Genomic DNA, 11,487 nt, shown 5'->3' on the forward strand with positions numbered 1-11,487 from the left:
CCGTCGACGCCGGTGAGCTCATGGCCTGCGCCGCCAGGGCGGGTGTGCGAGCCTCCGGCGGCGCTCCCGACCCCGATCAGCCCACACGCGCCCTGGCCACGCTCCTGACCGACGGGCTCATCGCCACCGACGACGACGGCGCCAGCTACCGGCTTCCCTAGCCGCCTGCCCAGTCCGCGTATCGATCCGCGCACCGCCGGGGCGGGGCGCTCACGGTCCTGAGGCCGTCACGCCGGTAGAGTCGTGACCATGGCCAAAGGACGCGGACGCAACCATGGGGAAAGCGCAGGACGACGAGGCTCGGCCCGTCGCGGCGCGGGCTCCTCATCAGGGCGCTCGTCCTCGGGCTCCCAGTCCCGGCCCCTCCGGCAGGGCGGATCGGGTGGGCCGCGGTCGGGCGGACAGTCCTCCTCCTCCCGCTCCGGCGGGGCGGCCAGGTCCTCCCAGGCCAAGGGGCGCGGGGGCCGTGCTTCGGGAGCCAAGTCGACCGGACATCCCCTGCACTCGGGTCAGACGGGCAGGCCCGCCGGCGGGCACTCGGGCAAGTCCTCCCAGGCCGGCAAGAACCGCCGCCCCTCCCAGGGCGCCCAGGGATCCTCGACGGCTCGCTCACGGCAGGCCGCTCCGGGAACCGCTCGCTCCGCCCGGACGAGCTCGACTCAGGCCGCTCGCTCCGATCGTCGTCGAAACAGCTGGGGCAAGGGCATTCAGTGGGCCCACATCGGCGGCGGGCGGCTCACCGGCTCCCCCGACTCAGTCCCACAAGGCCCGGACCAGCCCCGCAGCGGACGCCTGCGCAAGCCGATCCCGCCCCAGCCCCGCTACGGTCTGCGCCGTGCCCTGGTACTGGGCGGAGTCCTGCTGATCCTCCTGATCCTCGTCGTGACCATCGTCGTCGGCTACCTCTGGGTTCGTCACACCATCCGCAGCCAGGATGAGGAGCGGGCCGCCGCTCAGGTGCACACCGTCTACCCCACGCCGGGAACCTGCGACCCCTCGACCCTGTCAAACACGGTGCAGGGGCCCGAGACCGTCGGTGTGGGCGCCGGGGCGACCTTCTCCATCTCCCTGGTCAACAACGGCTCGGTGCCCTGCCTGCTCGACGTCGGAAGCCAAGCGCTGGGGGTACGGGTCTCCTCGGGCTCTCAGCAGGTGTGGGACTCCGTCACGTGCCCCGTGGGCCAGACTGAGAAGGCCCTTCTGCTGCCTGCCGGGAAGGCCGCGGAGGTCAGCGTGACCTGGAACGGCAATGCGGCCACCTCCGACTGCGCTGTCGCCAACGCCGCACCGGCCTCCCCGGCCAGCGCGTCGGCCTCCTCCACCCCGAGTGCCACCGGCGGCTCCTCTGCGAGCCCCTCGGCGGACCAGGCGCAGACCGCCCCCGGCAGCACCGCGGGCGCGGGGACCTACCGTTTCCACTTCGTCATGGGGGGCAAGGACCTGACGGAGGACCGGGTCTTCGTCGTCGGCTGACGACCATCTGCGGCCGGGACGCCCTCCCCGGGGCGGCCGGCGAGCCTCGCAGCGGTGCCGAGGGGCTCAGGAGTAGCGCTCGACGACGGAGATCTCCGCCAGTCGTGACAGCCCGTCGCGCAGGGTCCGGGCCCGCTGTGCGCCAACGCCCTCGACGGCCTCGAGCTCCTCAATGGTGGCGCCGAGGACCCCCTGCAGAGACCCCCACTGCTCGACGACGGCGCGCGCCGTCACCACGGGCAGGCGCGGGATCTTGGACAGGATCCGCAGGCCGCGCGGGGAGACCTGAGCGTCCAGGTCCTGGCCGTCGATGCCGCCCAGGCCCATGGAGCGCGCCACCATCGCCAGGTCCAGGAGGGCGGGGGAGCCCACCCACTTCAGGCGCGCATCCACGGTGGCCGTGTCCAGCCCCTCGGGCAGGTAGTCCTCCAGGAGGAAGCCGTGCTCGGCGAGCAGGCCCCGGGTGAGCTCCTCGACCTGGAGGGCCAGGAGGCGCCCGTCGGTGCCGAGCTCCAGGACGTAGGAGTCGATGTCGGCGGAGATGCGGCGAACCATCTCCATGAGCTGGAGTACTGAGGTGACGTCACGGACGGTGACGAGGTCCTCGATCTCCAGGGAGTCCAGGCCGGCGGAGGTCTGGTCGAGGCGGGCCTTGTAGCGCTCGAGGGCCGACAGGGCCTGGTTGGCGCTGGCCAGGATCGACTCGCTGGGCTCCAGGACGTGGCGCTTGCCGTCGACGTACAGGGAGATGATCCGCATCGACTGGCTCACGGAGATGACCGGGTACCCGGTCTGGCGGGCCACGCGCTCAGCGGTGCGGTGACGCATGCCCGTCTCCGAGGTCTGGATCGAGGCGTTGGGCAGCAGTTGGACGTTGGCGCGCCGGATCCGGGCGGTGTCCATGTCGACGACGACGCCGCCGTCCATCTTGGCCAGCTCACGCAGGCGGGCGGCGGAGAGCTCGACGTCCAGGTGGAAGCCGCCTGAGGAGATGGCCTCCACGACCGGGTCGAAGCCCAGCACGATGATCGCTCCGGTACGTCCGCGCAGGATCCGCTCCAGGCCGTCACGAAGGACGGTGCCGGGAGCGACGAGCGCAAGCGTCTCGCGCAGCTGGCCAGCGGCCTCGATCATCATCTCTCCTGATCTCGCGGTGTCCTGGGGAAGGGATCGCACAGTGTGCTTGCCGGGGTGTGGACGGTGCTCCGACCCTTCGGGTTTCACGGCATCTGGTTGAGCCCGCACACCCCGGTGCTCACGGCCCCATGGTATCGGCAGGCGGGCCGACCTTCGGAGAGGGCCTTCCCACACTGGACCACTCGGTCTGTTGGCGGCGCAAGGCGGATCCATGGCGGAAACGTTGCCTGCTCGGCTTCGGCGTCCGTCCCTCACCTCTGTGCTGCTGTGCCGTCCTGTCAGCCGCGCGGGAGTGCCGCCCCCATGGCCTCACCCACGTGCGCGACCGGCAGGACCTGCATCCCGGCGACCTCGCGCAGCTCGGCTGAGCCCGCCAGCGGCACGATTGCCCGGTCGAAGCCGAGACGGGAGGCCTCCGCCAGGCGCCGCTGAATACCGACGGTGGCGCGCACCTCACCGGTGAGCCCCACCTCGCCGAAGGCCACGAGGCCTGCGGGCGTGGGCAGGTTGCGCGCGGCCGAGACCACGGAGACGGCCACCGCCAGGTCCGTGGCCGGCTCGACGGCGCGAGCCCCACCCACGGTGGAGACGTAGACGTCCGCGCTGGAGGTGTCCACCCGCAGTCGGGCGCTGAGAACCGCCAGCGCCATAGCCGTGCGCGAATGGTCCACACCGGAGGTGGTGCGCCGTGGGGAGCCGGCGTTCGTGGGGGCCACGAGCGCCTGGATCTCCACCGGCATGGGACGGCGCCCCTCCAGGGTCACGGTGGCGCAGGTGCCCGGCACCTCAGAGCGGGCGGAGGACAGGAACAGGCCCGAGGGGTCCGCCAGTCCTACGATGCCCCGCTCGCCCAGGTCGAAGCAGCCGACCTCATCGGTGGGGCCGTAGCGGTTCTTGACGGCCCGCAGCAGCCGCAGGCGCGCGTGGCGGTCTCCCTCGAACTGGGTGACGACGTCGACCAGGTGCTCCAGGACCCGGGGGCCGGCGATCCCGCCGTCCTTGGTCACGTGCCCCACGAGCAGCACCGGGATATTGCGCTCCTTGGCCACCGCGATGAGTGCGCCGGCCACGGCCCGGACCTGGGTGACGCCCCCGGCACTGCCCTCGACCTGAGCCGAGGCGATGGTCTGGACCGAGTCCACCACCAGCAGGGAGGGGCCGGCCGCCTCCACGTGCCCCAGCAGGGCCCCCAGCTCGGTCTCCGCGGCCAGGAGCAGCCCGGGATCCAGGGCGTCGATGCGCTCGGCCCGCAGCCTCACCTGCGAGGCCGACTCCTCCCCGGTGACATAGAGGACCGGCCCGTCCCCGCGCTCGCGAGCCACGGCGGCGGCCTTCGCGGCGACGTCGAGCAGCAGCGTGGACTTGCCGACACCGGGCTCGCCGGCCAGCAGCACGACGGCGCCCGGCACGATCCCGCCACCCAGGACCCGGTCCAGCTCGCCCACCCCGGTGGGGCGGGCCCTGGCCTCCGTGGCGCTGACCTCCCCGATGGGGCGGGCGGCCACCGTCGGCCGCACGGCGCCGGCGGTCAGGGAGCCACCAGCACCCCCACCCGAGGCGCCGAGGGCCTGAGTCTCCTCCAGGGTTCCCCACTCGCGGCACTCCCGGCACTGGCCCATCCACTTGGGACTGGACCAACCGCACTCGGTGCAGCAGTAGGAGACCTTGGGGGCCTTGGGACTCTTCGATGCGGGCATGACGGGAGAGTATCGGGCCCCACCGACATCTATTCAGGCATCTGCTGGGCGCCTTCCGGGCCTCAGTAGCCGACCGAACCGGTCTGACCCGACTGCCCGCCGTGACCGTGGGGACGCTGAATCCGGGGATCCTGGTCGGTGGGCGGCACCTGGCCCGGCTGCTGCGGCTGACCGTGCGGGGCCTGCTGCGGAGCGCCCTGAGTCGCCTGCTGACCGGGCACCTGGCCGTAGCCGGTGCTCTGCGGCGCCATCGGCTGGGCGGTCGGCTGCCCGTACTGGGGCTGACCGTCGCTCTGCTGCACAGGGGCCGTACCCGGGTAGGGCTGGTACTGCGGGGCAGCCTGCGCCTGCACCGGGTTCCCGGGCATCTGGGGGTATCCCTGCTGCTGGGATGCCCCAGCGGCCTTCGCCGCCTCGGCGGCCGCCAGCTGTCGGCGCAGTTCCTCGGGAACCAGATTGGGGAAGCGCTTGGCCAGGACATCGTCGACGAAGGAGACGAGGAACACGAGGATCGCGATGGGGATGATGAAGATCCAGAAGGGAGTCCTCGCTCTGCCCGGCACGTAGGTGTTGAGGAGGATGAGGATGAAGACGTCCAGAATGACGCCGATGATCACCGCTATCCCGAACAGCGGGTAGAACAGGCGGGTACGGATCGTGATCTCATCCTCGGCGGACTCGTTGTCGCCGGTGCCTCCGGCGTTCTGGGGGACGTGAGCTGTGCTCATGAGGTAAGTCCTCTCTGAGGTGCTGGAAGGATGTTCCAACGTGAAGTCGGGTGTGTGGGACTGGCTGACGAAGGTCAGCTCGTGTATCCGTTCTGACCGTAGGGCTGCTGGTTCCGGGGATCCTGGTCGGTGGGGGCCTGTCCGTACTGCGGCTGCTGCGGTGCGCTCTGAGTCGCCTGCTGACCGGGCACCTGGCCGTAGCCGGAGTTCTGCGGCGCCATCGGCTGGGCGGCCGGCTGGCCGTACTGCGCCTGGCCGTACTGGCCTTGTTGAGGGGCGTGCCCGCCCTGGAAGTGCGGGGCCACGTAGCCGGGTACCAGGTGGGGAGACTTCCTGGCCAGGGCGGCGTCGGCGAATCGTCCGATTCCCAGGGCCACGACGACTGGGAGAATGAAGACCAGGTAGGGGATGCGTACTGTGCCCTCGGCATTCGTGATGATTCCGATGAAGATCGCGATATCGATAACGATGCCGATCACGACCATGGCGGTCATGATGAGCAGGTAGTAGCGCGTGCGCAGGGGCTGCTCTTCGCCGGAGTCATTGGTGCCGGGGGTCTGGGGAGTGTTCTGGGCGGGTGGCTGTGCGCTCATGAGAGAGAGGCCTCTTCTGTGTCTGGGATCGTTGTGGCGGGATGCGCCAGGTGGCGCGACCGGTTCCCAGCGTGCCCAAAATCGGCCGGTAGGTCACTCTCTCGTGATGGGGAGGGGTACCCCAGTGACATTTGTTGCTCTCATGTCGAGCCGGGCATCCCTCGCGTAGCCCTACAGAAAAGTAGGACGACGCGAGAGATGCCCGGCTCGGTGGTGGTGAGTGGGGTGGGCGTCAGCCGCGGGTGCGGGCCAGAGCCTGACGTGCCCGCTCAGCGACGTTCTGCCCGGTGAAGCCGTACTCCTCGAACAGGGCGGTGCCGGCGGCGGAGGTGCCGTAGTGGTCCAGGGAGACGATCTCGCCGGCGTCGCCGACGATCTCTCGCCAGCCCAGGGCGATGCCCGCCTCGACGGCGACCTTGGCGGTGCCGGCCGGCAGCACCTGGTCCCGGTAGGCGGCGTCCTGCTGGGCGAACCACTCCAGGCAGGGGGCGGAGACCACCCGGGTGGGGGTGCCCTGCTCCTGGAGGATTTCTCGGGCGGCCACGGCCACCCCGACCTCGGAGCCGGTGGCGACCAGGACGACCTCTGGGGCCGTGTGCCGGCCATCGGCGTCGGTGGCCTCGGCCAGGATGTAGGCGCCGCGGCGCACGCCCTCGGCGGCGGCGGTGGCTGAGGCGCTCACGGTGAGGTTCTGACGCGACAGGGCGATGCCGGCCGGCTCGTTGTGACGGCGCAGGATCTCGGCCCAGGCCGCGGCGGTCTCGTTGGCGTCCCCGGGGCGCACCACGGCCAGACCCGGGATCGCGCGCAGCGCCGCCAGGTGCTCGACGGGCTGATGGGTGGGACCGTCCTCGCCGACCCCGATGGAGTCGTGGGACCACACGAAGACCGGCCCGATCCCCATGAGCGCCGCCAGGCGCACGGCCGGACGCATGTAGTCGGAGAACACCATGAAGGTGCCCCCGTAGGGCCGGGTGAGCCCGTCCAGGGCGATCCCGTTGAGGATCGAGCCCATGGCGTGCTCGCGCACACCGAAGTGGAGGGTGCGCCCGAAGGGCCCATCGCCCTCGGACTGCGCCAGGGCAGTGGGAAGGAAGGAGGGCTCGCCGGCCATGGTCGTGTTGTTCGAGCCGGCCAGGTCCGCCGACCCGCCCCACAGCTCGGGCACCACACCGGCCAAGGCGGAGAGCACCTTGCCTGACGCCGCACGGGTGGCCAGTGACTCACCCACCTCCCAGGTCGGCAGGGCCGCCTGAAGGCCCTCGGGCAGGCGGTGGGCCTCAAGGCGCTCCAGCAGTGCGGCGCCGGCGGGGTTGGCCCGCTGCCAGGCCGAGAAGCGCTCGTCCCAGCCCGCTCGTGCGGCCCGGGCGTTGTCGGCGGCCCGATTGCGGGCGTGGGAGACGACGTCGTCGGGCAGGATGAAGCTCTGCTCGGGGTCCAGGCCCAGGGCCCGTTTGAGCCCGGCGATCTCCTCGGCCCCGAGCTTGGCGCCGTGGGAGGATGCCTGACCCTGCTTGGTCGGGGAGGGCCAGGCGATGATCGTGTGCAGACGGATCAGCGACGGGCGCGTGCTCTCGGCGCGGGCCGCCACGATGGCCTCGTGCAGTGCCTCAAGGTCCTCCGCGTAACCGTCGGGACCGGTGCGCCAGTCGACGTCGAGCACCTGCCAGCCGTAGGCCTCGAATCGGGCCGAGACGTCCTCGGTGAAGGCGATGTCCGTGTCGCCCTCGATGGAGATGTCGTTGTCGTCGTAGACGGCGATGAGGTTGCCCAGCTGCTGGGTGCCGGCCAGGGAGGCGGCCTCCGAGGTCACGCCCTCCTGCATGCAGCCGTCGCCGAGGATCGTGTAGACGAAGTGGTCGAAGACCGACTCGCCCAGTGGGGTGGCGGCGTCGAGCAGCCCGTGCTCGCGGCGCGCCGCCATCGCCAGGCCCACCGCGTTGGCGAAGCCGGCCCCCAGCGGACCGGTGGTGGTCTCCACCCCGGCGACCTCGCCGAACTCGGGGTGGCCCGGCAGTCCTGCCGGGGAGCGGAAGGCCGTGAAGCCCTCCGGGGCGATGTCGTAGCCGGCCAGGAACAGCTGGATGTACTGCACCAGTGAGGCGTGCCCGATGGACAGGACGAACCGGTCCCGTCCCAGCCAGCCCGGATCCGCCGGGTCGTGGACCATCTCACGCTGGTAGAGCAGCCACGCCACCCCCGCCAGCGAGATCGGCGTACCGGGGTGCCCCGACCCCGCCTTCTCCACGGCGTCGGCGGCCAGGGCCTTGGACACCGCGATGGTCTGACGGTCGAGGTCGGTGAGCAGCGGCTCAGCGCTCATAACTGAGGACTCCTTGTGCATGAGGGTGCATATTGCTCGCGGCCACGGGCGCCGTGACGCTGTGCATCCGTGGGCGGGCATCAGGGATGATCCTTCCCGCTTCCGTGGGGGCGGGCAAGTACACGGATGGACGCGTGTGTCTTTCACCCCGGTGGTTGTTCCCGGGTGCAGCCGCCCTTCACCGTAGATTGGGCCGCATATGGGTACAGCAACGAGACACGCGGCACCGGCAGCGGCTTGCGGGAGCGCTTTGGAGCAGATCGACTCCCGGCCCCTGACGGGTCACCAGCGAAGCGTCATCGCTCTGGCGATCGTCGCCAACGTCTCTGAGTTCTTCGACATGTTCCTCATCGGCTTCGCCGTCGTCCAGCTCCAGAAGGAGTGGAGCCTGGGCGGTTTCGAGACCGGTGTCATCCTGGCCTGCTCCGGGCTCGGGACGGTGCTCGGCTCGGTCCTGTGGGGCCGGGCCGCCGACCGGATGGGCCGACGACGCACCTTCTTCTGGTGCGTCCTGCTCTTCACCGTCTTCACCCTGGCCTCGGTGTTCACCCCCACCGGCTGGTGGATGATGCTGGCCCTCCTGCGGGTGCTGGTCGGTGTGGGCGTCGGGGGCCTCAACATCGTCTCCATTCCTTACGTCCAGGAGTTCGTGCCCACCAGGCAGCGCGGTCTGCTGGCCGGACTGGGATCGGCGTTCATCCCGCTGGGGCTCTTCCTGGGCTCCCTGGCGCAGCGGATCCTGCATGACAACTGGCGCGGTCTCATCGCGCTGGGGGTCCTTCCGATCATCCTGCTGGCCTGGATCCGAGTCGTCCCGGAGTCTCCCCGCTTCCTGCTGTCCCAGGGCCGCGAGCGCGAGGCCCGCGAGTCCATCGCCTGGGCCCTGGAGCTGAGCCCCGACGCCGTCGGTGCCCTGCCGCCTGTGGAGGCCGGGCCGCGTATCGCCTACCTCGAGCTGCTGCGTAAGCACCTCAGGCCCCTGCTCATCGTCTCGGTCGGCTCCTTCTGCTTCATCCTGGGCTCATTCACCGTGCAGTCCTGGGGGCAGACGCTTCTGGAGGTCGGCTTCACCGACATCGGCTCCGACGCCGTGGGGACGCTCTTCATGGGGGTCTCCCTGGTGGATCTGCTCGGGCGCCTGGCCTCGGCCTGGCTCGCCGACCGGATCGGGCGGCGCTGGACGATGTTCTCCTTCGGGATCATCGGTGCGCTGGGTGCGGTCATCGTGGCCATCTCCGCCCACTGGGAGACCTCGTGGATCGTCTTCTTCACCGGTATCTGCATCACGATGGGCTTCGGTGACGGGGCCTTCGGGATCCTCAACGCCTTCGGCGGGGAGCAGTTCCCCAACGATGCCCGGGGGACGGGGCTGGGTCTGGGCTACGGGATCGGCGCGACCGCCAAAATCATCGGCCCCCTGCTCATGGGGGCGATGATCGGTTCCGGCAGCCTTCAGGAGCTGGCGCACCCGCTGGCGGCCGTCTTCCCGGCCTTCCTCTTCTTCGCGGCCATGCTGGCCCTGGGCGGCTGCATCTACCTGCTGGCCCGTGAGACCAAGGGTGAGATTCTCGAGGACATCTGAGTGCCCGAGCGGCCCGAGGGCATGATTGGCCGCGGGCTCAGGACTTCCAGGCGGTGGCCGGGTAGAAGCCGGCCACGTTGCAGAATCCGTAGGGCGTCACCGTCACCATCTCGTGCTGGCCTCCGGTCGGGGACTCCAGGATCACCTTGCCGGTGTCCAGGTTGATGAGGCGCAGACGGCCGCCATTGAGAGCGAGATAGAGGATGGAGCCGTAGATCGCCGCACTCTTGTAGGACTCCTGCTCCGTGGACTTCCGGGTGAGCAGCGCGGTCGCGGAGCCGTTCTTGCGGACCTGGATGTAGTTGGTCATCCTGATGACGTACCCGTTGCTCGCGGTGAGGGTCGCGTGCTTGTCCTCCCCTTCTGCCGGCAGGTCCGTCAGATCGGTGCGTTCACCGGTGGCGAGATTGATGCTGAACTCGGGGTAGGGCGGCTCATGCGTGTGGCTGTCGACGGCGTAGAGGTAGCCCTGGTGCACGAGCCGGGCACTGACGTTCTCGATGGGGTGGGTGACACCGTCGGTGAGGGTGACGATGGCCGTCTGTACCTTCTCGTCGTCACTGAGCAGGGCCACCGCCTCGCCGCCCTCCAGCGCACAAAAGTTCTGGGACGTGGTCGAGGCCAGGTCAAACTGCACGGACAGGTCCTTCGCCGACAGTCGAAGCGCTCGGTGCGGGATGCTGCTGGTGACCAGGAGACCGGTGCCGTCGGAGGTCATCTTGATCGAGGATCCGGCGCGATACGTCGACTCCCGCGTCTTGAGGGCAAGATTCTCCCCGAGCACCGTGCTGGCGACGATGCGGCGGTCGGCCAGACGGATCTTGAGCAGACTGACTCGTCCCCGGTTCTCGGGGCGCTGGTCGGCGACGTCCTCGCGGCCGGTGATGAGGTAGGCGAACTCGTCGTCGCACGTAGCGGCGCTGGTGAACTGCTCGGTGATGAGCGTGCCACGGCTGGGGTCGACGCGGTTTGCTGTGGGCATGCCGCCGACCTGGGGAACGGTCATCGGCTCGATGCGATACCCGTGCTCGGAGTCGTCCGGCACGAGGGTGTAGGTCTTCGGGCCCTTCAGGTCCACGATGATGGGGCGGTCGCCGGACAGGGCAGCGGTGTCGTCGTCGCTGTTCACGTCATAGGCGATGAGGAAGGAGCCGTGGGTGGTCTCGATCATCGCGTTGGTCGGCCACGGATGATTCTGGTTCTCCTTGATGCGCAGGGGCCACACCGCCTCACTGCCGAAGTTGGTCGGGACGGCGGTCGCTTTCGGGGGTGTGGACAGTGACGCGTGAAGGACAGTGGGGGGCTGGGGGATCAACGTGCGTGCGATGCGTTGCCTGATGGTCGCGCAGCCGCTCAAGGACAGGGCACTGGCGCTCATGGTGGCGCCGAGTGCGGCGGTGAGGAAGATGCGACGACGCATGGTGACCTGCCCGGTACTGACTCTGCTGGGTATGACGGGGGACATGCTACGTGACCGGGTGCGGTCGAGTGGAGAAATTCCGCACCCGGCCACGTCGGGGATCCCGATTTGTTGCGGACCGGCCGGATGTCAGTCCGCCGGGTGCTCGACGACGTCGGCCCTGGTCCTGCCGTCGCTGTCATTGTGGTCGACGGAGGCGCCGGAGTCCGGCAGGTGGCCGCCCACCATGTCGGTCAGGCCGGTGCCCACGAGGCTGCGCAGGATGACATCGAGCTGCTCGACGTTGCTGGCCACGGCCTTGGGCAGGGCGGAGGCGCCCTCGGTGGAGATGATCGACAGGTCGCGCACGCTGGCCAGCGGCTCGCTCAGGGCCCGGGCGATCTCGGGGGCCTTGTCCAGCAGCATCTGGCGGGTGGCGGCCTCACCGTACTTGGCCAGGGCATCGGCCTTGTCGCTCATGGCCTTGGCCTCGGCCTCACCGGCGGCGCGGATCGTGTCGGCCTCGGCCTGACCGCGGGCCGCGATGGCCTCGGC

9 protein-coding genes are annotated in these 11,487 nt (G+C 70.1%); 2 read left to right on the forward strand and 7 right to left on the reverse strand.

Annotated features, from left to right (window positions below; genetic code table 11):
- Positions 1-249: 249 nt before the first annotated feature.
- Positions 250-1,473, forward strand: a complete 1,224-nt coding sequence (locus tag RIV12_RS12685) for a hypothetical protein (RefSeq protein WP_309324336.1) — start codon at positions 250-252, stop codon at positions 1,471-1,473.
- Between the two features lie 66 nt (positions 1,474-1,539).
- Here RIV12_RS12685 and disA read toward each other — a convergent pair whose 3' ends face one another.
- The 5 genes from disA to tkt all read right to left on the reverse strand — a co-directional run bounded on the left by disA (position 1,540) and on the right by tkt (position 7,951).
- Positions 1,540-2,610: a DNA integrity scanning diadenylate cyclase DisA gene (gene disA, locus RIV12_RS12690; RefSeq protein WP_009393164.1), complete on the reverse strand. Its 1,071-nt coding sequence runs from the start codon at positions 2,608-2,610 to the stop codon at positions 1,540-1,542.
- Between the two features lie 278 nt (positions 2,611-2,888).
- Positions 2,889-4,307 carry a DNA repair protein RadA gene (gene radA / locus RIV12_RS12695; protein WP_075417392.1) on the reverse strand — a complete coding sequence of 473 codons (1,419 nt, stop codon included), beginning with the start codon at positions 4,305-4,307 and terminating at the stop codon, positions 2,889-2,891.
- Between the two features lie 62 nt (positions 4,308-4,369).
- Positions 4,370-5,035 (reverse strand): hypothetical protein, encoded by a 666-nt coding sequence (locus RIV12_RS12700; RefSeq protein ID WP_309324338.1) that lies wholly within the window; start codon positions 5,033-5,035, stop codon positions 4,370-4,372.
- Between the two features lie 74 nt (positions 5,036-5,109).
- A complete protein-coding gene (locus RIV12_RS12705; RefSeq protein WP_075417390.1) occupies positions 5,110-5,628 on the reverse strand; it encodes a hypothetical protein in 519 nt (172 codons plus the stop codon).
- Positions 5,629-5,860: 232 nt separating this feature from the next.
- Positions 5,861-7,951 (reverse strand): transketolase, encoded by a 2,091-nt coding sequence (gene tkt / locus RIV12_RS12710; protein ID WP_309324341.1) that lies wholly within the window; start codon positions 7,949-7,951, stop codon positions 5,861-5,863.
- A 199-nt stretch (positions 7,952-8,150) separates the two neighbouring features.
- Here tkt and RIV12_RS12715 point away from each other — a divergent pair, with 199 nt between their 5' ends.
- Positions 8,151-9,533 (forward strand): MFS transporter, encoded by a 1,383-nt coding sequence (locus RIV12_RS12715; RefSeq protein WP_075417388.1) that lies wholly within the window; start codon positions 8,151-8,153, stop codon positions 9,531-9,533.
- 37 nt (positions 9,534-9,570) lie between these two features.
- Here the strand turns inward: RIV12_RS12715 and RIV12_RS12720 are convergent, their stop codons facing one another.
- Complete coding sequence (locus tag RIV12_RS12720) at positions 9,571-10,998, reverse strand: hypothetical protein (protein ID WP_081380005.1); 1,428 nt, start codon at positions 10,996-10,998, stop codon at positions 9,571-9,573.
- An 84-nt stretch (positions 10,999-11,082) separates the two neighbouring features.
- Positions 11,083-11,487: flotillin domain-containing protein (locus RIV12_RS12725; protein WP_309324343.1), on the reverse strand; the 405-nt coding region annotated here is incomplete at its 5' end.

Source organism: Actinomyces stomatis, from assembly GCF_031292835.1.
Lineage (GTDB): Bacteria > Actinomycetota > Actinomycetes > Actinomycetales > Actinomycetaceae > Actinomyces > Actinomyces stomatis.

Coding starts and splice junctions, on each gene's coding strand:
- RIV12_RS12685 (WP_309324336.1), top strand. CDS start 250: ATGGCCAAAGGACGCGGACGCAACCATGGGGAAAGCGCAGGACGACGA.
- disA (WP_009393164.1), bottom strand. CDS start 2,610: ATGATGATCGAGGCCGCTGGCCAGCTGCGCGAGACGCTTGCGCTCGTC.
- radA (WP_075417392.1), bottom strand. CDS start 4,307: ATGCCCGCATCGAAGAGTCCCAAGGCCCCCAAGGTCTCCTACTGCTGC.
- RIV12_RS12700 (WP_309324338.1), bottom strand. CDS start 5,035: ATGAGCACAGCTCACGTCCCCCAGAACGCCGGAGGCACCGGCGACAAC.
- RIV12_RS12705 (WP_075417390.1), bottom strand. CDS start 5,628: ATGAGCGCACAGCCACCCGCCCAGAACACTCCCCAGACCCCCGGCACC.
- tkt (WP_309324341.1), bottom strand. CDS start 7,951: ATGAGCGCTGAGCCGCTGCTCACCGACCTCGACCGTCAGACCATCGCG.
- RIV12_RS12715 (WP_075417388.1), top strand. CDS start 8,151: ATGGGTACAGCAACGAGACACGCGGCACCGGCAGCGGCTTGCGGGAGC.
- RIV12_RS12720 (WP_081380005.1), bottom strand. CDS start 10,998: ATGTCCCCCGTCATACCCAGCAGAGTCAGTACCGGGCAGGTCACCATG.